The sequence below is a fragment of the Streptomyces sp. NPDC101194 genome, from assembly GCF_044767885.1.
GTDB lineage: Bacteria > Actinomycetota > Actinomycetes > Streptomycetales > Streptomycetaceae > Streptomyces.
Genome location: NZ_JBIWOS010000011.1, coordinates 162,915 through 186,150 on the forward strand (window position 1 = coordinate 162,915; position 23,236 = coordinate 186,150).

Sequence of the window (23,236 nt, forward strand, 5' to 3'; positions counted from 1 at the left end):
CCAGCGCCTGTTCGGCGGGCTGCTGCTCGTGGGCCTGGCCGCCGCCGCATGGGCGACCGTGTCCACCGCGGGCGTCGCGATCGTCGCCGGGGGACTACTGACGTCCGGCACGGCGGTGGCCACGGCGACGCGCCTGCCCCTGCCCCGCGCGGCCCGGCGGTGGTCCTGGCTCACCGCCGCGGCCTCGCTGGTGCTGACCGTCTGCTACCGGGGTCCGGTCCTCGACGCCACGGTCCTGTGGTGGGTGCTGGAGACCTGCGCGCTGCTCACCCTTCTGGTGCCCGCGGTGCGCCGGACGAGCGGGCAAGTCCCATGTGGCCGGCCTCCAGCGCAAGTTGACCGTACGCAACCGCGTCGGCATCGCCGCCTGGGCCTGGGACAGCGGCCTGGCGTCCGCGGAACAGGTGTACCGGCGTGGTTGAACGCACCGATCACGGTCACCACCGACCGGAAGGGCCCCTCGTGCGGTTCATCCTCGACCCGCCCCGCGCTCCCTGCCTGCTTTTGCAGGCCAAGGGCCCTCTGCGGAGGCCACATCGATTCCCATGTCCGGTTCGCCGTCGGCCGGTCCGCCGGCTCCGGACATCACCCGGCACACGGCGCCCCCGGAACGGACGCAACCGTTCACGATGCTCCTTCCCGCTGCTCGCGGGCAGCGCGCGTGATGGCGCGTCGGATGGGCTCGTAGCCGGTGCACCGGCAGATGTTGGAGCCGGCCAGATCAGCCTCTCGGTGCGGGCGGCGACGTAGCCGAGCAGCGTCGTCGGGGACGACGGCACGAACGGCAGGTTGTGGTACTCACCGGTCGCGAAGACGTCCAGGCCCACGCCCTCCGCCTTGAGCGCGATGGCGACCATCGCCTTAGGGCTGTCCCGTAACCCCTGGCGGGCGCGCGACGACGGCTACGGCACCTCGCCGCGTTGTCGGAACATCCGCATACATCCAGTATGCGGACGTCCCTCCGCCTTGCGATGCACCGCATCCGACGCCGCGCGCTGATCCACCAGGGATGACGGGACAGCCCTTTGATGCGTTCGTGTTCCGACGGAGTGCGGCCCGTGGTCGGATCGGGCGTCACGTCCCCGACCGTGGATGAGAATGCCGAACTACACGGATCTCTCTTTCTTTCCGGTACTCGTGCGAGGTGAGGAACGCCAGGCGCCGATCGCACGAGCGTCGTGACTGTGCGTGCACGGATTCGAGTCCACCAGTGCCCTGCTCCCGCCTGTCGGCACCGTGCGCCGTCGTCCGGCGGGGATGATGAACGCCGGGCAGGCAGGCGATCCGCCGCCCCCGCTACTCGGAAAGGAGTTCTTCGATGGTCGACGAACCGGTCTTGGTGCTTGCGGCGACCGGTGGTCAGGGCAGGGCCGTGACCGACGCGCTGCTGGCCCGCGGGACCCGGATCAGGGCGCTGGTACGCGACCCCTCCCGGAGCGCCGCACGACAACTGGCCGAGAAGGGTGTCGAGGTGGTGGCGGGATCCTTGAGCGATCCCGGCTCGCTCGCCGCGGCCATGAAGGGGGCGGCCGGTGTCTTCGCGTTCACCACGCCCTTCGAGGCCGGGATCGAGGCCGAGGTGGAGCAGGGGCGGGCCATCCTCACCGCCGCGGCACGGGAGCGCGTTGCGCATCTCGTGTTCAGTTCGGTCGCCGGGGCCGACCAGGACAGCGGGGTACCGCATTTCGAGAGCAAGGCGCGCATCGAGGCGGAACTGATCGCGGGCGACGTTCCGTACACGATCCTGGGACCGACCTACTTCTTCGACAACGCGCTCGGCGGAGCGCGGCGCATCCTCGACGGCGTACTCGACCTGCCGTTGCCGCCCGACCGGCCGTTGCAGCAACTCGCCAGGCCGGACCTCGGCGCGTTCGCCGCGGAAGTGCTGCTCGACCCCGCTCGGTACGTCGGGCAGCGCATCGAGCTCGCCGGCGACGCGCCCACGCCCACGCAGATGGCGGCCGCGCTCGGTGCGGCGCTGGGACGCGAGGTCCGCCACGAGTACGTACCGCTCGCGGCCATCGGCAATCCGGACATGCACGCGATGTGGACGTTCCTGAACGGGCCCGGCTACCGCGTCGACATCCCCGCCCTCCACGCCGCCCATCCGGAGATCCCCTGGACCGGCTTCGCCCACTGGGCGCAGCACGCCTGGACCGCCGCCGGCTGAACCGGCCGGCCGGCTCGCCGGGCCGCGCGCACGAGCACGCCCGGCGAGCCCCGTCGCCCCCCGGATCTCAGTCCGGCACGACGGAGAAGGAGCCGGGGCCGAAGTCTGCTGCTTCGAGGGTCTTCTGAGGCTCCGTCGGCTTGCTGCGGCGCACGCGGGTGCGTGCGCGAGCCCACCTGTCGTGCCTTCACACGCCGCTTCGAACGCCGCACCGTCCGAGCGGCGTCGGGGATCAGCACCGCGTCCACGCAACGGCGGAAGGTCGGCAAGCGGGGAACTCGGCCACGACGCAGGCCGACCTGATGCCGACTCGACGGCACCACTCAGCAGGCCCACGACCTGTCGCGGGACGCACCCACCGCGCCAACGGCCGTAGCGCACGGCCGACCGCCGCCGTGGTGGACGGGCAGAGCGTCAATGCCTCGGGAAACACGGCTGTAGCGGGGGAATATCGAGAGACGCGGGCGACGCCTGACCACCGACACCACAGCAGCCCGAACCTTGATCGGATGCTGTCGGTCGCCGCGTACATCGGCCTCCGGGGCCGCCCGGCGCCGGCCGTGCAAGGGTCAGGCCCTGGCGGAATTCGCGGTCTGACAGAATGGGCTTCGAAAACTCGGGCGACGCATGTCAGGAAACCGGTGTGAATCCGGTACGGTCCCGCCACTGTGACCGGGCTGCAGCAGCCCGGAAGCCAGATACTGGCCGCGCCGCCTTCTCGTACGACCCAGGGGACGAGGACATCCCCCGGAAAGGCTCGGCCATGCCCCGGATCCGCCGTGTACCACTCGCGCTCATACCACTGCTTCTGCTGCCGCTCACCGGCTGCGGCTCCGGCACGGGAGGCGAGGGCGAGGCAGAGGCCGCACCGGCCGCCGACGGTTTTCCCTACACGGTCACCAACTGCGGTACGAAGACGACCTTCGACGCCCCGCCGAAGCGCGTCGTCACCATGAACCAGCACGTCACCGAGATCATGCTCGCCCTCGGGCTCCAGGACCGGCTGGCCGGGACGGCCTACCTGGACGACAGCATCCTGCCGGAGTACCGGTCCGCGTACGCCAGGGCCAAGGTGCTGGCGAAGGAGTACCCCTCCAAGGAGGTACTGCTCGGCGCCAACCCCGACTTCGTCTACGGCGGGTACAACAGCGCCTTCGACAAGGCCAAGGGCCAGGACCGGGCGGGGCTCCAGAAGGACGGCATCAACACCCGGCTGAACATCGAGAACTGCACCAGCGGCAAGGTCGGTATCGATCAGCTCGCCACCGAGATCACCCAAGTCGCCAGGACCTTCGGCGTACCGGAGCGCGGCGAGAAGCTGATCGCCGAGGAGCGACAGAAGATCACGGCGGTCGAGGCAGGGCTCAAGGGCTCCTCACGTCCCTCGGTGTTCGTGTACGACTCCGGCGACAGCTCCGCCTTCACGGCGGGCGGCAGGGGCATCGGCAACGAGATCGTCCGGCTCGCCGGGGGCAGGAACGTCTTCACGGACCTCGACGCCACCTTCGGCGACGTGTCCTGGGAGCAGGTCATCAAGCGCAAGCCCGAGGTGGTCGTGATCTACGACTACGGCGGCACCACGGTGGCGGCCAAGAAGAAGCGGCTGCTGAACGATCCGGCACTCGCGGACGTGCCGGCGATCAAGAACAAGAGGTTCGCGGTACTCCCGCTGTCCTCGGCCGTGCTCGGTGTCCGGGTCGCCGACGCCGTGCAGGACCTGGCCGGGCAGCTGCACCCCGGCACCCCGTGAGCGCGGAGTCCGCCCGCCCCGGTCCGAAGTCCGTCCTCCGCTCGACCCCCGTCGTGATCGGCGTTCTCACGGTGCTGCTGCTCGCGGCGGCGGTGGCCGGTCTGGCGCTCGGTCCGGTACGGATACCGCCGGGCGAGGTGTTGAGTACGGTCCTGGGCGGTGAACGCACCGGTGCGTACCCGACGATCGTGTGGGAGGTACGGCTGCCCAGGGTGCTGCTCGGGGCCGTCGTCGGCGCCGGGCTGGCCCTGTCGGGCACGGTGCTCCAGGCGCTGGTGCGCAACCCGTTGGCCGATCCGTTTCTGCTGGGCGCCTCGTCCGGGGCGTCGGCGGGCGCCGCCGTGGTCGTCGTGCTGGGGGTCGGCGCCGGAGCGGCCACCGACGTGGCGCTGCCCATTGCCGCGTTCGCCGGGTCCATGGCCGCGCTGGTCGCCGTCTACGCGATGGCCCGGCGCGGCGGCACCATGACGACGGGCCGGCTGATCCTGGCCGGGGTGGCGATCCAGTACGTGCTGTCCGCGTTCACCAGCCTGATCCTGGTGCTGTCCTCCCGGGCCGAGCATGTGCGGGCGATCCTGTTCTGGACCCTGGGCGGCCTGGGTGGCGCCCGCTGGGACCAACTGGCGCTGCCCGCAGCGATATTGGGCGTCGGGGCCGTGCTCCTGATCAGCCTGGCCCGCCCGCTGGATCTGCTGCTGACCGGAGAGGAAGGGGCCCGCAGCCTCGGCCTGGACCCCGGGCGTTTCCGGGGCGGGGTCTTCGTGCTGGTCTCGCTGATCATCGGCGTGCTGGTCGCGTACAGCGGGGCGATCGGCTTCGTCGGCCTGATGATTCCGCACGCCGCCCGGCTGATCGTCGGCGCGTCCCACCGCGGACTGCTGCCGGTGACCGCGCTCGGCGGGGCCGTCTTCCTGTTGCTGGCCGATCTGCTGGCCCGAACCGTGGCAGCCCCCGAAGAGATTCCCGCCGGGGTGATCACCGCCCTGCTCGGCGGTCCGTTCTTCCTCTGGCTGCTGCGCCGCTCCAGCCGTACCGAAGGGATCACCGGATGAGTCCGGCACCGTCCGCGACAGCGCTCGCCGCCGACGGGATCAGCTACCAGGTGGCCGGCCGTACCCTGCTCGACGCGGTCACGCTGGACGCCGCCCCCGGCGAGACGGTCGGCCTGGTCGGGCCGAACGGCAGCGGCAAAACCACTTTCCTGCGCTGTGTGTACGGCGCTCTGCGCCCCGCGGCGGGTCGGGTTCTGCTGGACGGAGCGGACGCCGCGGCCCTCGGCGTGAAGGAACGGGCCCGCCGCGTCGCCGTCGTACCGCAGGACAGCTTCGGCACCTTCGGCCTGACCGTACGCCAGGTCGTGGCGATGGGCCGAAGCCCGCACAAACGGTTCTGGGAGCAGGACGACGCCGACGACGCCCGCCGCATCGACCAGTCGCTCCGGCGCGTCGGCGCGGCGCCCTTGGCGGACCGGCGGTTCGAAGAGCTGTCCGGCGGGGAACGGCAACGGGCCCTGATCGCCCGCGCCCTGGTCCAGGAGCCGGGGCTGCTGGCGCTCGACGAACCCACGAACCATCTGGACATCCGCTACCAGCTGGAGATCCTCGGCCTGGTGAGGACGCTGGGCACCACCAATCTGCTGGTGCTGCACGACCTCAACCTGGCCGCTTCCTACTGCGACCGGCTGTTCGTCCTCAGCGCCGGACGACTGGTGGCGTCCGGCTCCCCGCACGCGGTACTGACGGAGGAACTGCTGGCCGAGGTCTACGGGATACGATCCCGGATCGGCGTCCACCCGGTCACCGGCTCCCCCAACGTCGTCTACCTCCCGCTGTCATGAGGGACGCCACCTCCTCCGTCTGGACGCCCTTGCCGCACGGGCCGCGCTGGCAGGTCACCGAAGGCGAACCGCCCGCGAGCGAAGCAGGACGGTGGCTGGCAGCCGACCGACTGGCCGATCCGGCGGGCACGGAGCTGTCCGGTCTGCTGGAGCACGAACGCACCGGCAGCGGCCACCGCACCGATCACGCGGCCGCACTGACCCTGATGGCGGTGTACGCGGGCTGGGTCACCGCCGCCGCCGTGCTCCATTGGGCGCTGTACGACGAGGTCCCGGACATGCGGTCCGTCAATGTCCTGGTGCGCCCCGCCACGCACGGGATCGGCGGAGTCCGGGTGCGCGGAGCCCGGCTGCTGGCGCCCCGGGTCGGGGAGGACTCCGTACGGCTGCTGCACCGCACCGTGCTCGACGGGCATCTGCTGCCCATCGCCGATGCGCTGCACCGTCGTACCCGCGCCGGGGCACGGCAGTTGAGTGGAGGGATCGCCCATGGCTGCGCCACGGCGTTGTGTGCGTACGGCGAACAGGTGGATCTACTGGCGGTCCGTTGGCGGCAGTTCGTGGACACCGCGCCCGGCGGACTCGCGGCGCTGGGCGAGGTGGTACGGGTCCGACGAGCGCCGGACGGCTCGGAGCGGCTGGTCTATCTGCGCAACACCTGCTGCCTGTACTACACGAGTGCGGAGGCGGTGCGCTGTGCGAGCTGTTGTCTGACGAGCCGCGAGGAGCGGCTACGGGCCTACATGACGCCGGCACCTACGAGTGCGACGACACCGACGGCGGCGCCCACGCGTCGAAGGTCCTGACTCCGACGGCCGTCCTCGCCCGCGCGGCGAAGTGGAACAACTTCTCCTGAGACGATGCCTGGTACGCGTCCTTCGACGTGCTCGGTCGACATCGTCAAGGGTGTGAACGGCGGCGGCTGCGCCTGCTCCAGCCATCGCCGGCGAAACGAACACGTGGCCCCGGCAAGCCTTCGTCCACTCCAGTCCTCCTGGTCCTCGTCGAGGGCAGCCGACCATTCGCTGAACCGAACGAGGACGGGGCGCGGCGGCTCACCGCTCGTCCGAGCGGGCAGCGGAGGTCTCGATGCGCTGCCGGTCGAGGGCATCGTCCAGAGTCGTGGCGGCCATGATCAATGAGAGATGGGTGAACGCCTGGGGAAAATTGCCCAGTTGCTCACCGCTGGGGCCGATCTCCTCGGCAAACAGGCCGACATGGTTGGCGTAGGTCTGCATCTTCTCGAAGGCATAGCGTGCGGGGCGCAGGCGCCCGGCGCGGGCGAGGGCGTCCACGTAGAGGAAGGTGCACAGGCTGAAGGTGCCTTCGCAGCCGCGCAGTCCGTCGGGGGACGCCTCCGGGTCATAGCGGTAGACGAGGCTGTCCGACACGAGGCTCTGTTCGATGGCATCGAGCGTGGACAGCCAGCTCTCCGTCCTCGGAGTCAGGAAGCCGACCCGGGGAATGAGCAGCAGCACGGCATCGAGGACTTCGCCTCCGTAGTGCTGCACGAGCGCCTGTTGCCTCTCGTTCCAGCCGCGTTCCATCACCTGTTCGAGGATGGCATCACGAGAGGCGGTCCACCGGGCGATGTCGGCGGGACGGCTGTACTCGGTCGCCAGTCGCAGCCCCCGATCGAGGGCCACCCAGGACATCACTCGGCTGAAGGTGAAGTCCTTGCGCCCGCCGCGGGTCTCCCACACGCCCTCGTCGGGCCGGTCCCAGGAGTCGGCGAGCCAGTCCAGCGTCCGGGCGACGTTCTTCCAGCCGTGGTAGCCGGCCCGCATGGTGATGTCGCCGCCCTCGGCCAGGGCGTAGAGCGCCTCGCCGTAGATGTCCAGCTGGAGCTGATCGGCTGCGCCGTTCCCGACCCTCACCGGATACGAGCCGCGATAGCCCTCGAAATGCGTGAGCTCCTCCTCCGGCAGTCGATGGTCCCCGTCGACGCGGTACATGATCTGCAGCGGTTCACCTCCGACGGCGTCATGGGCTCGGAAGCGGTCTCCCAGCCAGCGGGTGAACTGCGCCGCCTCTTCGACGTACCCGAGGTCGAGCAGGGCCCGCACCGACAGAGAACCGTCGCGGATCCAGGTGTACCGGTAGTCCCAGTTGCGTTCCCCTCCGATCCGCTCGGGCAGGCCCATGGTGGCTGCGGCGACCGGAGCACCCGTCGGGGCGTAGGTGAGCAGTTTCAGAGTGATGGCCGATCGGTGCACCGCGCCCGGCCAGCGCCCGCGGTACCGGGAGGCGCCGACCCAGCGCTGCCAGAACTCCACCACGTCCCAGAACCGCCGGGTCACACTGTCCGGTGTCGGGGGATCCGGGGGCTGCAGTCCGTCCACGGTGTCGACGGTGAACACCGCGGCGGCCACCTCCCCCGCGTTCAGGGTGACGGCACCCCGTACGTCCCTGCCGTCCAACTGCAGGGGAATCGTGCTCTGCAGATACGCGGTGACACCCGGGGCCCGGAACGTGGCGGTGCCGTCGCGGAGGTCGACCTCGTGGTCGGCCCGGGCGTAGTCGAACCGCGGCCGGCACTCCAGCGCGAAGCGCACACTGCCGCGTACTGCCCGCGCTCCGCGGATCAGCGTATGCCGGTCGGTGACCCTGCCGGTCCGGTCCGGCGGCATGCAGTCGAAGATCTCGCCGGCGCCGTCGGGCGACAGGAAACGCGTCACCAGGACCGCAGTGTCGGGATAGTACAACTGCTTGCAGGTGGCGCCCCGATCCTGCGGGGCGAACAGGAAGTGGCCCCCTCGGTCGTGATCGAGCAGGGCGGCGAAAATGCTGGGCGAGTCGAACCGGGGGGCTGCGAACCAGTCGACGACCCCCTGGGAAGAAACCAGGGCGGCCGTCTGCAAGTCGCCGACGAGGCCGTGGTCGGCGATGGGTGGGTAGCGGTCCATCGTCCTGTCGCCTTCCTGAAACCCCCTTCCACTGTCGTCCCGGTCCGCCGGGGACGCCAGAGGAGCACCGAAGAAGGCTCCCCCGGCCCGTGGCCACCTCGCCGCACCGGCCACTCACCCGATCGACGCCGATGCCGCGCGTGAAGGTCACCGCCGCGCGACGACGGGTGTGGTCCCACGGTTCGGCGAGCGGACCGCTGCCCGTGCCGCGGTCGCACCGGCCCCGACGGCTTCGAAGGGGACGGGGGCGCCTTCTCCATCTGCTCCTTCCGGTACGTCCAGGCCCCCACCCGCGCCGGACACCGGAGAGAGCCTGCCCGGCCGTCGAGACGGTGCTCACCCCCGCAGGCCGCCTCGGCCCGCAGGCCGAGGAGACCAGCCGCACCGCAGAACAACTGGGCCGTTCCCCGAAGCGTTCACGCGCGTGGGTCCCACCGCCGGATTCGGCCTCGACTGCGCATGGGCCGACGGCTGCCCCGGCAGCGCCCCGCGAGCGGTCGCCGTGCGAGCCTGCGGTGCTCGTCCCATGCTGGAGAAGAGGGGGGTGCGGCGACAGAGGGAGTGGTGCGGATGCGAACCGTTGTGGACCTCACGCGCTGCCAGGGCTATGCGCAGTGCGTGTTCCTCGCACCCAAGATGTTCACACTGCACGGCGCGGAAGGACTGCTGTACGCCACAGCCGTCCCGGACGACCAGGCCGAGCGCGTGCGCCAGGCCGCGGCGGCCTGTCCGGTCCAGGCCATCCTCGTCGGTGAGGAAGTGAATCCCGATGGCCGCCGGTGAACTCCGGGACGGCCGGATCGTGATCGTCGGTGCGTCGCTGGCCGGGCTGAGGGCCGCGGAGACACTGCGCGAGGAGGGCTTCACCGGCTCCCTCACGGTGGTCGGGGACGAGCCCCATCCGCCCTACGACCGGCCGCCACTGTCCAAGCAGGTACTGCTCGGCCAGGCGACGGCGGACACCACCGAACTGCCGATGCGCCGGGACCCGGGCGCCGACTGGCGGCTGGGAGTGGCCGCCACCGGTCTGGACCCTCTGGAGAAGCGGCTGCTGCTGGCCGACGGGGAGTCGCTGCCGTACGACCGTCTGCTGATCGCCACCGGGACCCGGGCGCGGCCCTGGCCCAACGCGGCGGAGGGCGCCCTGGACGGAGTGTTCACGCTGCGCACGCGTGAGGACGCCGCGGGGCTGGCCGAGCGACTGGACGCCGGGCCGAAGCGGGTGCTGGTGATCGGCGCCGGGTTCACCGGCTCGGAGATCGCCTCGGCCTGCCGCGAACGCGGACTGGACGTCACGGTCGCCGAACGCGGCCCCGCACCCCTGGTGGGCGCGCTCGGCGGCACCCTGTCGAAACTCGCGGCCGTCATGCACCGCAATCACGGCGTGGACCTGCGCACCGGGGTCACCGTCACCGCCCTGCGCGGCAACGGCGGTTTGACCGGCGCGGACCTGTCCGACGGCAGCCGTGTGGAGGCGGACGTGTGCGTCGTGGCCCTGGGGGCGGTCCGCAACGTCGAGTGGCTGGCCGACTCCGGACTGGCGGCGGGCCCGCGCGGGATCGCCTGCGACGCCGGGTGCCGGGCCTTCAACATGTACGGCATCGTCACCGACGACGTCTTCGTGGCCGGTGACGTCTCCCGGTTCCCCCACCCGCTGTTCGGCTATCAGATGCTCTCCCTGGAGCACTGGGGCAACGCGGTGGAGCAGGCCGAGGTGGCGGCCCACAACATGATCAGCCCGGGGCCCATGAAGCGCCCGCACCTGGCCATCCCGACGTTCTGGTCGACCCAGTTCGGGCTCAACATCAAGTCCGTCGGCGTACCCACCTACTCCGACCACGTGGTCATCGCCCAGGGCTCCCTGGAGGCGCGCCGTCTGGTAATGGTCTACGGCTACCAGGGGCGGATCACCGCCGCGGTCACCGTCGACATGGCCAAGTCGCTCGACTACTACCGGCACCTGATCGAGACCGCGGCCCCGTTCCCGCCCCCGCCCGGCGCGCAGGACCGTGCGCTCGCGGCCGACGTACCGGTTCCGTCCGACGTACCGGATCCGAAGGGGCTGTCCCACGGCCCGACCGTGGCGCTCACCGGATACCTGCCCGACCGTCGACTGAGCGTGGTGCAGCCCACGCATTGACCCACGCCCCGTCCCACGACGAGGAGCCACCATGGACTCCGAGACCCTGCTGGCCCGGATCACCGACTACGCCAGCCGCCCCAACCCCTATCCGCTGTACGCGGAACTCCGCGCGGCCGGTCCCGTGGTCCGGCAGGCGGACGGCAGCTACCTGATCGGCACGTACCACGAGATCGCCGCACTGCTTCACGACCCACGGATGAGTGTCGACCCGCGCACCCGTGGCGAAGTGACCCACAAGCCGCCCTTCCTGCGGCTCGACGACCCGGAGCACGACCGGCTGCGCACCCTGGCCATGCGGCCGTTCGGGCCACCGCACAGCCCGGGCCGGGTCGACGCCATGCGCGGCGAGATCGACCGGATCACCAAGGAACTGCTGGCATCCTTCGAGGCAGGCCGGCAGGTCGACATCGTCGACGACTTCGCCTACCCGCTGCCCGTCACGGTGATCTGCCGCCTGCTCGGCGTCCCCCACGAGGACGAACCGAAGTTCCGGGCCTGGTCCGACGCTCTGGTCACAGCCGCCGACGTCCGGCCCGACAAGGACACCACCGAGACGGACCAGGCCGGCGACCGGGCGCGGATCGAGATGGGCGGATACCTGGTCGGGCTCGCCGAACAGCGCCGTGGCCGGCCGACCGACGACATGCTCTCCGCGTTCGTCAACGAGCCGGACCCGGCCCTGCGGCTCACTCAGGAGGAGCTCGCGGAAACCGCCGTACTGCTGCTCATCGCCGGACACGAGACCACTGTCAACCTGATCACCAACGGGGTGCTCACCCTGCTGCGCCACCCTGAGCACCTGGACCATCTGCGCCGTGACCCCGACCTGCTGCCGCGAGCGGTGGAGGAACTGCTGCGCTACGAACCCCCCGTCCACATGCGTGAGCGCATCCCCCACGCGGACATCGACGTCTCCGGCACCACGATCCCCGCAGGCGCGTCCGTCGTCCTCGCGCTGGCCTCGGGCAGCCGCGACCCCATGAGGTTCCACGAGCCCGACCGGTTCGACCCCACCCGCCAGGACAACCAGCACCTCGGCTTCGGCAGCGGTATTCACCTTTGCTACGGCGGTCCCCTGGCCCGGTTGGAGGCCCAGGCCGCGCTCGGCGCGCTGGTCCCCTGGCTCAGCAAGGCGCACCTGGTCCAGGATCCGCCTCCCTACCGGCAGAACGCCATGCTTCGCGGTCCCCGCCACCTGCTCGTTCAGCTCTGAGGTGATCGACGGCTGTCTCTCGGGCACCGTCCCGACCTCCAGGGCGTGACACCGAGTCCCCCGTCCCGCGGTGCCGCGGGACGGGGGACTCGCGGCTCGGCCTGCTCAGCACGACGACGCGACCCCCGGGTGTTGCGGCGTTCGCCCGGCTCGCCGTTGCGGTCCTGAAGCCTCAGGGGGCCTCGGCGACGCCTCGCGTCGGACCCGGTCCGACTTGCCGAGGCCTGCCGAGGCCGGTGGGGCGTTCCGGTGCGCGAGCAGCGGATCAGCGCTCGTCCTCGGCGGCTTCGACCGGGCCGGCGGTCCGTACCGGAAAGAGCGCGGACCAGCGAGCCTCCTCCTCACGCCGCTCCCGGCCCCGCCGCCGCCACGCCTGGACGGTCAGGGACACCACGGCGGTGGTGCCCCCGACCGCCAGCACCGCGACCATGCCCGGATCGACCGGCATGAGCAGCAGAAACATCGTGAGGGCCGCCGATCCCCAACCGGTCAGCACGGCGGCCGCGGCCAGCCGCCTGGAGTGCGGCCGGTCCTGGCCCGCCCGCAGATCGACGTAGGCAGGCAGGTACCAGACGTTGCCGGATGCGAGGAGCACGACGACACCGACCGCCAGAACACCGTGGGACATCGGGCAGCACTCTCCTGAGGACGGGGCTTACGGGGGGACGGAACGGTCAGTTCGATACAGCGGGTTCGAGTTCGAGCGCGGCGATCTCCGGATGGTGCAGATCGAACGCCGGGGACTCGCTGCGGATGCGGGGCAGGGCGGTGAAGTTGTGCCGGGGCGGAGGGCAGGACGTGGCCCATTCCAGGGAGCGGCCGTAACCCCAGGGGTCGTCGACGGTGACCTTCCGGCCGTACTGGCTGGTCTTCCAGACGTTGTAGAAGAAGGGCAGGAACGACAGTCCGAGAAGGAATGAGCCGATGGTGGAAAGGGTGTTGAGAGCGGTGAAACCGTCGGCGGCGAGATAGTCCGCGTACCGGCGCGGCATTCCTTCGGCTCCGAGCCAGTGCTGCACGAGGAACGTGAGGTGGAAGCCGACCGTCAGCACCCAGAACGTGATCTTGCCCAGGCGTTCGTCGAGCATCTTGCCGGTGAACTTCGGCCACCAGAAATGGAATCCGGCGAACATCGCGTACACGACCGTGCCGAAGAGCGTGTAGTGGAAGTGGGCGACGACGAAGTACGAGTCGGAGACATGGAAGTCAAGTGGCGGTGCGGCCAGGATGACTCCGGTCAGTCCGCCGAAGACGAAGGTGATCAGAAATCCGGTGGTCCACAGCATCGGTGTCTCGAAGGACAGCGATCCCTTCCACATCGTGCCGATCCAGTTGAAGAACTTCACTCCGGTCGGTACGGCGATCAGGAAGGTCATGAAGGCGAAGAAGGGCAGCAGTACGCCACCGGTCACATACATGTGGTGGGCCCAGACGGTGACGGACAGTCCGGCGATGGCGATCGTCGCGGCGACGAGACCGATGTAGCCGAACATCGGTTTCCGGGAGAAGACCGGAATGATCTCGGACACGATGCCGAAGAACGGCAGAGCCAGTACGTAGACCTCCGGGTGGCCGAAGAACCAGAAGAGGTGCTGCCACAGAAGCGCGCCTCCGTTCGCGGGATCGAAGATGTGTGACCCGAATTTCCGGTCCATCTCCAGAGCGAAGAGCGCGGCGGCCAGGACCGGGAAGACCAGGAGGATGAGCACGGCGGTCAGCAGTACGTTCCAGGTGAAGATGGACATCCGGAACATGGTCATTCCCGGGGCACGCATGCAGATGATGGTGGTGATGAAGTTCACCGCTCCGAGAATGGAACCGAAACCGGAAAGCGCCACACCCATGATCCACATGTCGGCGCCGATGCCCGGTGAATGCGTGGCATCGGACAACGGGGCGTAGGCGAACCAACCGAAATCGGCGGCTCCCTGGGGAGTGAGGAACCCCGCGGCGGCGATCAGCGAACCGAAGAGGAACAACCAGTACGCCAACATGTTCAGCCGCGGAAACGCCACATCGGGTGCGCCTATCTGAAGCGGCATGAGCCAATTGGCGAATCCCGTGAACAGCGGCATGGCAAACAGCAGCAGCATCACCGAGCCATGCATGGTGAAGGCCTGGTTGAACTGCTCGTTGGAAATGATCTGCGTCCCGGGACGGGCCAGTTCGGCGCGCATCACGAGTGCCATCGCGCCGCCGATCAGAAAGAAGACGAACGCGGTGACGAGATAGAGCGTGCCGATCTGCTTGTGGTCGGTCGTCGTGAGCCACGAGACGACGATCCGCCCGCGGGACGAACGGCCCGGCAGATCGGTGCCGGGCCGCACCGCCGGCTCCTTCGTGTCGGCCCGATCGGCCTCGCGGCCGTTCCCGGTGGAGTGCGCGTCGGCAGTGGCGGCACCCGGGTCGTGGGGCAAGGGCCCCTGTGCGGGGGCGGTCTGACTGCCCTGCGATTCCATTGCGTCCACCGGACCGTGTCCTCCAGCTGTTGCGGTTCTTCGAACGCCCCCCGGCCGGACGGGGCGGAGGGGAGCGGTCGGGAAGGCCCGGTGGATCACGAGGGGACGGGCCGGACCTTCCCGGCCGCACCATCCTGGCCGTGCCCCTCGAAGCCCTCCAGGGACCGACAGGCACCTTCCACGGGGCCGACCGGCCCTACTGCGGAGCCGTCGGACGGCCGACCGGCCTCACCCGGGCCGGCCCCGGCGGCAGTGCACCGCCGGGCCCCCGGCCCGTGGCTGCCGTAGGCTGACCGTCCGTGGACCGGTCCCAGCCCCGCGGTGATCCGGTGAGCGATTTCCCGGCATACGGCACACGGAACCAGAGAGCGGCGCCCCGATGACAGAGACAGCACCCACCGCGCCCGGCTCCCCGTCCGGAGTCCCTTCACCCGGCTCCGGCTCCCCCGCCCTCGTCGCGCCCGGTGCCTCCTGCCCCGTCCCGGCGACCTGGCCCAAGCCCAGCCGGCCGGACAGGATGCGCAGTCTGCTGGACGCCGTGATGAGTCTGGGGCGGGGCCTGGAACTGCCCGAGGTGCTCCGCGGGATCGTGGAAGCCGCGGTGACCCTGACCGACGCGCAGTACGGAGCGCTCGGCATCGTCGGGGACGGGCAGAAGCTGCTGGAGTTCCTTCCGGTCGGCATATCGGAGCAGCTCGCCGCCGTGATCGGCCAGACGCCGTGCGGGCGCGGAATCCTCGGTGAGCTGATCCATCACCCACAGCCGCTGCGGCTCACCGATCTGAGCAGCCATCCGCGCAGCTTCGGTTTTCCGCCCCATCACCCCCCGATGCGCACCTTCCTCGGAGTGCCGGTGCGCGTTCGCGACGAGGTGTTCGGCAACCTCTACCTCACCGAGAAGCAGGGCGGGGTGAGCTTCGACGCCGACGACGAGGCGGTGCTGACCACCTTGTCGATCGCGGCCGGGGTCGCCATCGACAACGCCCGCATGTACGACGAGAGCCGTCGCCGCGAGCGGCGTCTGGAGGCACTGGGTGAGATCACCCGCACGCTGCTCTCGGGGACGGACGCCGACGAGGTGCTGCATCTGATCGCCGAGCGGGCGATGGAGGTGGCGGGGGCCGACCGGGCCGCGATCCTGCTGCCGACGCACCCGGTGGCCCTCACCGCGTCGTCGGAGGACTCCGGGGCCGAGGCACGTCTCACCGTCGCCGTCGCCCACGGCATGGACGCCGAACGCGTGACGGGACTGTCCGTTCCCGCGTGGGGATCACTGGCCGGACTCGCCGCCCGTACCGGGACACCGGTGCACTGCGCCGATGTCCGTACCGATCCCAGGGCCCACCCGTTCGGCAACGGTGCCGAGGAGGGTCTGGGTCCGGTGGTGACGGTGCCTCTGCGGGTCGACACGGGAGCAAGGGGCGTACTGCGCCTGGGTAGGCCGGTGGACCGTCCACCGTTCGACGACACCGAGATCGCACTCGTCTCGGGCTTCGCCGATCAGGCGGCCATCGCTCTTGAACTGGCCCGTCGACGAGCCGAGTCCGAGGAACTCGCCGTCATGCACGACCGGGACCGGATCGCCCGCGATCTGCACGATCTGGCGATCCAGCGCCTCTTCGCGACCGGGATGACTCTCCAGAGCACCACGCGTGCCATCGCGGACCGGCCGGACGCGGCCGAGCGGGTGAGCCGGGCGGTGGATGATCTGGACACCACGATCCGGATCATCCGGTCCACCATCTTCGATCTGCGGACGGCGGACGGTTCGGACCGTGGCGGCCTGCGGCACCGGATGACGGAGACTGCTCGTACGGCGGCACACGCCCTCGGTTTCCGGCCCTCGGTGCGGATCGACGGGCCCGTGGACACCACGGTGCCGGACGAACTGGCCGAACACGTGGTCGCGGTCGCCGCGGAGGCGGTGTCCAACGCCTCTCGCCATGCGCGTGCCACTCGTATCGGAATCGTGCTGTCCGCCGACGACGAGGTGACCCTGACCGTCACCGACAACGGCATCGGAATCCCGGACGGTGTCACGACCGCGCCCGAGGCAGGGGCAGCGGTCGATGCCGACGAGCCGGCGCCCGGGCGCCTCGGGGGGCTGGCCAACATGCGTACGCGGGCGGAGCTGTGCGGCGGCACACTGGCCGTCGAACGGCCGGCGGACGGCGGCACCCGGATCATCTGGCGCGTGCCGCTCCACGACTGACGCCCGAGTGCCCGTCGGCTCCCCGGGGACGGTGTCAGCCCTGCCGGTCCTTGATCCGGCCGACGAGCATCGCCGCCTGGATCCGGCGGCCCACGCCCAGTTTGGCGAGGATCGAGGAGATGCGGTTCTTGACCGTCTTCTCGGCCAGGAAGAGACGTTCCGCGATCTCACGGTTGGTGAGGCCCTCGCCGATGAGATCCAGGATCTGCCTCTCTCTGGGCGTGAGTCCGTCCAGCTCCGATGCCTGCGACGTCTCGGCAGGGGTTCGTTCGGTGCCCCGCAGCCGTGCCATCACGCGGGCGGTCGTCCGCGGATCGAGCATCGAGGTGCCCGACGCGACCGTGCGTACGGCGGCGATCAGATCGGCTCCGTTGATCTGCTTCAGCACGTACCCCGCAGCGCCCGCCATGATGGCGTCGAAGAGCGCCTCGTCGTCGTCGAACGATGTCAGCATCAGGCAGGCGAGTTCCGGCATCAGCGCACGCAGTTCCCGGCATACCTCGATGCCGGCGTGGTCACCGCCCCGGTCGTCGCCGAGGCGTACGTCCAGCACGGCGACCTGCGGTCTGCTGGCCGGTACGCGGGCCAGCGCCTCCCGGGCGTCGGACGCCTCGCCGACGACCTCGATGCCGTCCTCGGCCTCCAGCAGATCGCGCACACCGCGCCGTACGACCTCGTGGTCGTCGAGGATGAAGACGCGTACGGGGGCCGCGGACTGCGACGGGGTCGTGCTCAAGGGGGACTTCGCGGACTCGTTCACATCATGCTCGATCGGTTCGGGGAGAGGGCCGGAACCAGTATGTGCCCGTCCAAAGGCCCGTTCCCGCCGGGGTGCCACAGCATGGCAAACAGTGGTTGAACAGGGCCGAAAGGCCCTGTGGCCAGGGCCGGTCAGCGGGCCGGACGCGGTGCCATACTGACGCCGCCAAGATCGTCCGGGCACCACGGACATCTCCCGTTCCCGGCCACCCCACTGCGCTGCACCGAGGAGTCACCGGCCCATGAACACTTCGAGCGAGGACTACCACGCACTGCTCGCACGTCACGACGCGATGCGGCTGCGACGACGCATCCTGGCCCCGTCCGACACCCGTCCCGAGCCGTGGAGGACCAAGGCCCCGCAGGCGTACGACGGAACGGCCGACCAGCTGCTGATCAGTGACTCCCTGCCGCTGGTGAGTCCCTTGGAGGAGCTGATCGCCGAACTGTACCGGCTGCTGTTCGAGCGGCATCCGTATCTGCGGTCGTTGTTCCCCGAGTCGATGGCGTTCCAGCAGGTCCATCTCGTGGGCATCTTCCGCCACCTGATCGGCAATCTGCACCGCGCGGACGAAATGATCGGCGTCTTCGAGCAGTTGGGGCGCGACCATCGCAAGCTCGGTGTGCGCCCCGCGCATTTCCAGGCCTTCGAGGCGGCGTTGGTCGAGGCGCTGCGCGTACGCGCGGGCGCCCGGTGGACCAGCGCGCTGGAGCACGCCTGGGTGCGGATGCTGCGGCTCGCGGTCACGGCGATGGTCAGGGGCGCCGACGAGGCGATCGCCGAACCGCCCAGCTGGGAGGCGACCGTGACCTCGCACGAACTCCGCACGCCCGGTCTCGCGGTGCTGCGGGTACGGCCCCATCAGCCCTACGCATGCGAGGCCGGGCAGTACGCGTCCCTGGAGTCGCCGCTGCTGGAACAGGCATGGCGTCCCTACTATCTGGCCCGCGCGCCGCATCCGGACGGTGAGCTGGAGTTCCATGTACGGGCCCGGGGCGCCGGCGGGGTGAGCGATGCGCTGGTGCACGGTACGCGGGAGGGCGGCGTCGTCCGTCTCAGCGCCCCGCGCGGCGCGCTGGCGCTGCCCGATCACACTCCGTCCGCGGACCTGCTGCTGATCGCCTCCGGCACGGGCTGGGCTCCGATGAAGGCGCTGCTCCAGCGGATCGACGCCGACCGGTCCCGTGCGCACCGGGTACGGCTGCTGCTGGGTCCCGCCGCGCCGGAGGAGGGGGTGCCGGCCGAAGGGATGTACGACGCTGCGTATCTGGAGGCGTTCCGACGCGGACGCCCCTGGCTGACCGTCATCACGGCCGATGCGGCGGATGCCCGCTTCGCGGCTGCCGGACTGCGGGCCCTGAACGACGTACTGCCCCCGCGTCCCGGGGCCGCCGCCCGTCAGCACGCCTTTCTGGCCCTGGCCCCCGAGGCCTCCACGACGGAGCCGGCGCGGGCCGTCGCCGAACGGCTCGTCGCCGCCGGAGTACCGGCCGCGCACATCCATCACGAGACCACCGGCATCGTGGCGGTCACAGAAACGTCTGCCAGTACGACCAGAACCGGGTTGCTATCAGCGTGACGATGGCCAGGCACCAGGTCACCGGCACCACGAGCGGGAACTCCAGCACCGCCGCCACCAGGGCGCGTGGGGCGGGCAGGACACCGTGGCGCAGATTGTGCACCGTGGTGTGCCAGAACATGAAGATGGTGACCACCCACACGAGCACGCACCACAGGCAGAGGGCGCCGATCTCGTACAACGCCTGCGTCATCAGCCACATGCAGAAACCGACGCCGAACAGCATGCCGAGATTCAGCCCCACCCAGTACCAGCGCCTGTAGCGTGCGCCCGCGAGCAGGCCCGCACCGGCGCCCATCACCACCCCGAAGGCGACCAGCCCGATGAGCGGGTTGGGGAAGCCGAACACCGACGCCTGCTCGCTGCGCATCACATTCGTGCAGGACACCACGGGGCTCAGCGAGCAGGCGGGCACGAAGCCGGGGTCGGCGAGCAGTTCGAACTTGTCGATCGTGATGACGAACGAGCCGAGCAGCCCGAGCGCGGCGGTGATCACCAACAGCCACCCGAACCCCCGCCTCGCCCCGGCGCACTCCTGGTCGGCGCCCGTCCCGGACGCACCGGCGCACTCCCGGTCGTCGGTATCGGGACCTTCCGTCATCAACCCGGTCCCACGTTCCGACAGTTTCATGTCCGCCCCCGTACAGAACCCTCCGGCCAGACGACCTCCACCCGGATTCCTCGCGCACGCGCGAAGGCGACCAGATGGGCGGTGGCGTCCCGGCCGTCCGACGGCGATCCGTCCCACACGGCGAGCACCGTCCGGCACGTCTCCACCAGACGTTCATCGGCGCTGACACACGCGTTGCGGTCGGCCGGATCGAAAGCCAGCAGCCGTACGTGTTCGGCCAGAACCAGCAGTTCGCCCGCGGCCGACCGGTCCCGTTCGGGCAGCACGGCGGGAACGACGCCCTGGGCCGGCAGCAGCACCGTCAGCTTCCGCCCGGCCTCGCGGGCGGCCCGCCCGAACACCAGCGGCAGCCCCGCCCCGACCCGCACCAGGGCGGCCGCACCTTCCGCCAAGCGGTCCAGCCGCGCCCTCAGTTCAGCTTCCACCAGCTCCAGGGTCCTGTTGCTGAGGTCTCTGTGCCCGACAACTGCGATCACCACGTTTCCCTCCTGCGCGCACAGCGCCGTCCGAACGATCTCGCACGCCGCGCCACGGCCCGGCCCGGCCCGGGTGCCGCTGCCGGACCCGCACGCGCAGCAAGCGATGCACCGCAGTGAACCCATCGGAGGTCCGGCGCCGCTAGGGCCGTTCGGCCCTGGGGCCGTTCGGCCCTGGCGTGGGGACTACGCCGCACGATGTACTCGTGCGGCAGGTGAGCAGACCAGGAGACGAGGCAGCCCCGTGAGCCACTCATGCCATCAGGCGCCCCAGCCGTCCGCGCGCACGGCTGTGACCGCACCGCCGGAGAACACGGCGCCGTTCCCGGGTTCGGCGGCCACCGGGCCACGCCGCACGATCGAATTGACGGGCGCCCAGGCACTGGGCCTGCTCGGCGGGACGTCGCTCGGGCGAATCGTCTTCACCCAGCGTGCGCTGCCCGCCATCCGGCCGGTGAACCATCTGCTGGACCACGGGCGGATCGTCATCCTGACCCATGAGGACTCGGATCTGTACGCCCAGGCCCGCGACCACGGCGATCGGGGAGTCGTGGTCGCCTACCAGGCCGACGACATCGATGCGCTGACCCATCTGGGCTGGAGTGTCGTCGTCACGGGCTACTGCCGCCCGGTCTCCGATCCACACGCGCTGACGCGCTACCAGCGGCTGCTCCGCCCCTGGTCGGGCCCGGTGATGAACTGCGCGGTACGCATCCGTCCGCATCTGATCACCGGAATCCGGCTGACCGTCTGACACGACACACAGAAAGCACGGTGTCTGATCATTCGTCAACTCAGGCGTCGGCCAACGACATCGGCCCGGAACCGGACGACCGCCGGCCTCGACCGGGATCCGCATCGTCGGCCTGTCAGGTCCTGACGCGGCATCAACACAGGAAAGTCCGTGCGGCGGCGGCTTCGCCACCCGCTACGGCAGGACCATCGAACACGAAGAGGCCATCGTCACACCCGCATCACCCCTCATCCGGGCACGGCTTTGGGACGACACCCCCTGGCAGCATCCGCTCACCCAGCAGCACCGCGCAGGCCACGACGGTCAGCAGCCCGCCCGCGAGGAAGGTGCCGCGCACGTCGGCAAGCGGCAGGACCAGTCCCCCGAGAGCGGCGCCCGCCGCGATACCGGCGTTGTAGGCACCGGAGTTGGCCGCGAGCGCGATATCCGTGCGGCCCGGTGCGCAGCGCAGCATCTCGTTCTGGGTGGCCATGAACACCGGCCCGAGCGCACCGCCCATCAGCACCAGGAACACCACCGCCGACGACGGATCGGCGCCGGTCGCGTACAGACCGAGCATGCCCACCGCCTGTGCGGCCACGGCAGTGGTCAGCGTGGATTGCGGGAAGCGGTCCAGCAGCACCCCGGTCATGCTCACCCCGGCCAGACACGCAGCGCCGAAAGCCACGAACAGGGCGCTGACCGCGTTCTGGGAGAATCCGCTCACATCGCCCAGGAACTTCACGATGTAGGTGTACCCCGCGAACGCCCCGGCGGCGGACAGGGCCCCTGCTGTCAGCACCGTCCCGAACCGGCGGGCGTCGGGACGCGCGCCGTAGGCGGCATGCCCCTCTTCCGGACGGGAGGTCGGCAGCAGGGTGGCGATCGTCACGAGGGAGACGAGCCCGAGACCGGCCAGTACCGCGATGGGCACCGGCCAGTCGCTCTGCTGCCCCAGCCAGGTCCCGGCGGGAATGCCGAGCACGAGAGCGAGCGAACCGGCGACGGACAGCGCTCCGACGACCCGCCCCCGGACCTCGGGCTGGAACAGTCCCACCGCGACCGGCCCCATCACGGCCCAGAACAGCGCCTGCGCGAGCGCGGTCAGCAGCCGTGCCGCGAGCAGCAGCCAGTAGGAGGTGGCCAGCGCCGCGACCAGACTGGACGTGATGAGCGCGGCCAGCAGTCCCGTGAGGACATGACGTCGGGGCATGGTCCGCGTGACGTGGGCCAGTGGCAGGGACGTCACGGCGACCGTCACACCGTAACCGGTGACCAGGTATCCGACCGCCGACAGGGACACCCGCAGGTCGTCGGCGATGAGTTCCAGGAGGCCGATCGGCAGGTTCTCCGCGGTGTTGAAGGTGAAGGCGGCCAGCATCAGGGCCGCGAGCACCGCCGGCCTGTGCCATCGAGCCGGTTGCGCCGTGACCATACGGCCTCTTCCTGTTCTCGCCCGTCACGCCCGCGCCGTCCCCCACGACCCGGCCGAGCTCAACCTACACACGATCGCGCCGCTGCGGTTCGTCGCCGTGCGGCCTGCCGTCTTGCGCGGCTGGGGACGGAGGGTCGCCGGCCCGGCCTGTTCGTGGACGACGCCTCGGCCGGTCACCGGTGACGCGGGCCTCGGAGAAGACGCCGACATCCGCGTCCACCGCTCGGTTCACGTCGACTTCGTCCCGGCCCGTCGGGCCGGTCGTCGGCAACCTCGGCACCGGCGCTGCCCGGACCCGCGCCCGGCCCGGCCACTCTTTCCGGTGATCGACCCGGGGAACCGCCATCCGGTGCCGACCGCCACGTTATCCAGGAATCGACGGATCACCGGTCGGACCCTACGGAAGGAAACTGTATGAAGCTCCGCCGTTCACTCTCCTGCGCCGCCGCGGCCCTTGTTGCCGCCACGCTGTGCGTTGCGGCAGCCCACGCACCCGCTGAGGCTGCGTCCCACTGCAAGGGAAATGCCTGCACCGGGAAGAACCCGCAGACGCAGGGGTGCGGTACGGACGCGCACGACCTGCCCAAGAGCGCCGTCAGGGCACCGGGCGGCGGCCCCACCGTCCGGCTGCGGGTCTCCAACCGGTGCAGCGCGGCGTGGGCCAGGGCGGACAAGGCCGACCACGGCTGGCTCTTCAAGATCGAGATCAAGGGAGGGAAGTCGTACCACGGCAATCCCTCCCGGAATGCGGAGACCTACACCGCGATGGTCGGGACGGGCAACGCCTACCGGGCCTGCATCCAGGACGTCGACAAGCAGTGGGAATGCGGCCGGTGGTTCTAGAAACGAACTGACGGCCCGGCGGCGCCCCGCGGAACGGAGACACGAGCTCCGCGGGGCGACCGGCCTTGTCGGCACATCCGCGACGCCCG

The 23,236-nt window shown here is 70.4% G+C and carries 19 protein-coding genes, 1 pseudogene and 1 riboswitch; of the genes and pseudogenes, 12 read left to right on the plus strand and 8 right to left on the minus strand.

Features of this window, described 5'->3' with window-relative positions; genetic code table 11:
• Window positions 1–701: 701 nt before the first annotated feature.
• Window positions 702–863: pseudogene (locus ACIRP2_RS32325) on the minus strand (LLM class flavin-dependent oxidoreductase); the annotation flags it as partial.
• A gap of 455 nt (window positions 864–1,318) precedes the next feature.
• Between ACIRP2_RS32325 and ACIRP2_RS32330 the strand changes: the two are divergent.
• From ACIRP2_RS32330 to ACIRP2_RS32350, 5 genes are all read left to right on the plus strand, one after another.
• Window positions 1,319–2,170, plus strand: a complete 852-nt coding sequence (locus tag ACIRP2_RS32330) for an NmrA/HSCARG family protein (RefSeq protein WP_404256551.1) — start codon at window positions 1,319–1,321, stop codon at window positions 2,168–2,170.
• A 572-nt stretch (window positions 2,171–2,742) separates the two neighbouring features.
• Window positions 2,743–2,895: riboswitch (cobalamin riboswitch) on the plus strand.
• A gap of 38 nt (window positions 2,896–2,933) precedes the next feature.
• Window positions 2,934–3,920: an ABC transporter substrate-binding protein gene (locus ACIRP2_RS32335; RefSeq protein WP_404256553.1), complete on the plus strand. Its 987-nt coding sequence runs from the start codon at window positions 2,934–2,936 to the stop codon at window positions 3,918–3,920.
• Window positions 3,917–4,972: a FecCD family ABC transporter permease gene (locus tag ACIRP2_RS32340; protein ID WP_404256555.1), complete on the plus strand. Its 1,056-nt coding sequence runs from the start codon at window positions 3,917–3,919 to the stop codon at window positions 4,970–4,972. Before ACIRP2_RS32335 ends, ACIRP2_RS32340 begins: the two co-directional genes overlap by 4 nt.
• On the plus strand, window positions 4,969–5,757 hold the full coding sequence (locus ACIRP2_RS32345) for an ABC transporter ATP-binding protein (protein WP_404256557.1): 789 nt from the start codon (window positions 4,969–4,971) through the stop codon (window positions 5,755–5,757). Before ACIRP2_RS32340 ends, ACIRP2_RS32345 begins: the two co-directional genes overlap by 4 nt.
• Complete coding sequence (locus tag ACIRP2_RS32350; RefSeq protein WP_404256559.1) at window positions 5,754–6,563, plus strand: (2Fe-2S)-binding protein; 810 nt, start codon at window positions 5,754–5,756, stop codon at window positions 6,561–6,563. The genes ACIRP2_RS32345 and ACIRP2_RS32350 overlap by 4 nt, the downstream gene beginning before the upstream one ends.
• Window positions 6,564–6,812: 249 nt before the next feature.
• Here the strand turns inward: ACIRP2_RS32350 and ACIRP2_RS32355 are convergent, their stop codons facing one another.
• Window positions 6,813–8,663 carry a glycoside hydrolase family 15 protein gene (locus ACIRP2_RS32355; protein ID WP_404256561.1) on the minus strand — a complete coding sequence of 617 codons (1,851 nt, stop codon included), beginning with the start codon at window positions 8,661–8,663 and terminating at the stop codon, window positions 6,813–6,815.
• 570 nt (window positions 8,664–9,233) lie between these two features.
• Between ACIRP2_RS32355 and ACIRP2_RS32360 the strand changes: the two genes are divergently transcribed.
• From ACIRP2_RS32360 to ACIRP2_RS32370, 3 genes are read left to right on the plus strand one after another with little or no spacing between them, the layout of a single operon-like run.
• Window positions 9,234–9,446 (plus strand): ferredoxin, encoded by a 213-nt coding sequence (locus tag ACIRP2_RS32360; protein WP_404256563.1) that lies wholly within the window; start codon window positions 9,234–9,236, stop codon window positions 9,444–9,446.
• Window positions 9,433–10,803, plus strand: a complete 1,371-nt coding sequence (locus ACIRP2_RS32365; RefSeq protein ID WP_404256565.1) for an NAD(P)/FAD-dependent oxidoreductase — start codon at window positions 9,433–9,435, stop codon at window positions 10,801–10,803. Before ACIRP2_RS32360 ends, ACIRP2_RS32365 begins: the two co-directional genes overlap by 14 nt.
• A 31-nt stretch (window positions 10,804–10,834) precedes the next feature.
• A complete protein-coding gene (locus ACIRP2_RS32370) occupies window positions 10,835–12,019 on the plus strand; it encodes a cytochrome P450 (RefSeq protein WP_404256567.1) in 1,185 nt (394 codons plus the stop codon).
• Window positions 12,020–12,284: 265 nt separating this feature from the next.
• On the opposite strand, the gene ACIRP2_RS32375 is transcribed toward ACIRP2_RS32370, so the two are convergent.
• Together ACIRP2_RS32375 and ctaD are read right to left on the minus strand one after the other, a co-directional pair.
• Complete coding sequence (locus tag ACIRP2_RS32375) at window positions 12,285–12,647, minus strand: hypothetical protein (RefSeq protein ID WP_404256569.1); 363 nt, start codon at window positions 12,645–12,647, stop codon at window positions 12,285–12,287.
• A gap of 46 nt (window positions 12,648–12,693) precedes the next feature.
• Complete coding sequence (gene ctaD / locus ACIRP2_RS32380; RefSeq protein WP_404256571.1) at window positions 12,694–14,487, minus strand: cytochrome c oxidase subunit I; 1,794 nt, start codon at window positions 14,485–14,487, stop codon at window positions 12,694–12,696.
• A gap of 508 nt (window positions 14,488–14,995) precedes the next feature.
• On the opposite strand from ctaD, the gene ACIRP2_RS32385 reads away from it, so the two are divergent.
• A complete protein-coding gene (locus ACIRP2_RS32385; protein ID WP_404256796.1) occupies window positions 14,996–16,690 on the plus strand; it encodes a GAF domain-containing protein in 1,695 nt (564 codons plus the stop codon).
• A 34-nt stretch (window positions 16,691–16,724) separates the two neighbouring features.
• On the opposite strand, the gene ACIRP2_RS32390 is transcribed toward ACIRP2_RS32385, so the two are convergent.
• A complete protein-coding gene (locus ACIRP2_RS32390) occupies window positions 16,725–17,426 on the minus strand; it encodes a response regulator (protein WP_404256573.1) in 702 nt (233 codons plus the stop codon).
• Window positions 17,427–17,691: 265 nt separating this feature from the next.
• On the opposite strand from ACIRP2_RS32390, the gene ACIRP2_RS32395 reads away from it, so the two are divergent.
• Window positions 17,692–19,029, plus strand: a complete 1,338-nt coding sequence (locus tag ACIRP2_RS32395; RefSeq protein WP_404256575.1) for a globin domain-containing protein — start codon at window positions 17,692–17,694, stop codon at window positions 19,027–19,029.
• Here the strand turns inward: ACIRP2_RS32395 and ACIRP2_RS32400 are convergent.
• Window positions 18,980–19,630 carry a vitamin K epoxide reductase family protein gene (locus ACIRP2_RS32400; RefSeq protein ID WP_404256577.1) on the minus strand — a complete coding sequence of 217 codons (651 nt, stop codon included), beginning with the start codon at window positions 19,628–19,630 and terminating at the stop codon, window positions 18,980–18,982. The two genes, ACIRP2_RS32395 and ACIRP2_RS32400, sit on opposite strands and share 50 nt — an antisense overlap.
• A 26-nt stretch (window positions 19,631–19,656) precedes the next feature.
• Window positions 19,657–20,136, minus strand: coding sequence for a hypothetical protein (locus ACIRP2_RS32405; protein WP_404256798.1), 480 nt, complete (start codon window positions 20,134–20,136; stop codon window positions 19,657–19,659).
• Between the two features lie 292 nt (window positions 20,137–20,428).
• Here ACIRP2_RS32405 and ACIRP2_RS32410 point away from each other — a divergent pair, with 292 nt between their 5' ends.
• Window positions 20,429–20,890, plus strand: a complete 462-nt coding sequence (locus ACIRP2_RS32410; RefSeq protein ID WP_404256800.1) for a pyridoxamine 5'-phosphate oxidase family protein — start codon at window positions 20,429–20,431, stop codon at window positions 20,888–20,890.
• Window positions 20,891–21,110: 220 nt separating this feature from the next.
• Here ACIRP2_RS32410 and ACIRP2_RS32415 read toward each other — a convergent pair whose 3' ends face one another.
• The gene (locus tag ACIRP2_RS32415; RefSeq protein WP_404256579.1) at window positions 21,111–22,304 is read right to left on the minus strand and encodes an MFS transporter; all 1,194 of its coding nucleotides are present in this window, start codon (window positions 22,302–22,304) and stop codon (window positions 21,111–21,113) included.
• A gap of 414 nt (window positions 22,305–22,718) precedes the next feature.
• On the opposite strand from ACIRP2_RS32415, the gene ACIRP2_RS32420 reads away from it, so the two are divergent.
• Entirely contained in the window at window positions 22,719–23,147 is a 429-nt protein-coding gene (locus tag ACIRP2_RS32420; RefSeq protein WP_404256581.1) for a DUF2690 domain-containing protein, read from the plus strand.
• The last annotated feature ends 89 nt before the right edge of the window (window positions 23,148–23,236 follow it).

Bases quoted from the DNA above. Each gene is read 5' to 3' on its own strand.
- ACIRP2_RS32375 (WP_404256569.1), bottom strand. From the start codon at position 12,647: ATGTCCCACGGTGTTCTGGCGGTCGGTGTCGTCGTGCTCCTCGCATCC.
- ACIRP2_RS32370 (WP_404256567.1), top strand. From the start codon at position 10,835: ATGGACTCCGAGACCCTGCTGGCCCGGATCACCGACTACGCCAGCCGC.
- ACIRP2_RS32420 (WP_404256581.1), top strand. From the start codon at position 22,719: ATGAAGCTCCGCCGTTCACTCTCCTGCGCCGCCGCGGCCCTTGTTGCC.
- ACIRP2_RS32365 (WP_404256565.1), top strand. From the start codon at position 9,433: ATGGCCGCCGGTGAACTCCGGGACGGCCGGATCGTGATCGTCGGTGCG.
- ACIRP2_RS32330 (WP_404256551.1), top strand. From the start codon at position 1,319: ATGGTCGACGAACCGGTCTTGGTGCTTGCGGCGACCGGTGGTCAGGGC.
- ACIRP2_RS32335 (WP_404256553.1), top strand. From the start codon at position 2,934: ATGCCCCGGATCCGCCGTGTACCACTCGCGCTCATACCACTGCTTCTG.
- ACIRP2_RS32360 (WP_404256563.1), top strand. From the start codon at position 9,234: ATGCGAACCGTTGTGGACCTCACGCGCTGCCAGGGCTATGCGCAGTGC.
- ACIRP2_RS32345 (WP_404256557.1), top strand. From the start codon at position 4,969: ATGAGTCCGGCACCGTCCGCGACAGCGCTCGCCGCCGACGGGATCAGC.
- ACIRP2_RS32385 (WP_404256796.1), top strand. From the start codon at position 14,996: ATGCGCAGTCTGCTGGACGCCGTGATGAGTCTGGGGCGGGGCCTGGAA.
- ACIRP2_RS32350 (WP_404256559.1), top strand. From the start codon at position 5,754: ATGAGGGACGCCACCTCCTCCGTCTGGACGCCCTTGCCGCACGGGCCG.
- ACIRP2_RS32415 (WP_404256579.1), bottom strand. From the start codon at position 22,304: ATGGTCACGGCGCAACCGGCTCGATGGCACAGGCCGGCGGTGCTCGCG.
- ACIRP2_RS32400 (WP_404256577.1), bottom strand. From the start codon at position 19,630: ATGACGGAAGGTCCCGATACCGACGACCGGGAGTGCGCCGGTGCGTCC.
- ACIRP2_RS32355 (WP_404256561.1), bottom strand. From the start codon at position 8,663: ATGGACCGCTACCCACCCATCGCCGACCACGGCCTCGTCGGCGACTTG.
- ACIRP2_RS32395 (WP_404256575.1), top strand. From the start codon at position 17,692: ATGAACACTTCGAGCGAGGACTACCACGCACTGCTCGCACGTCACGAC.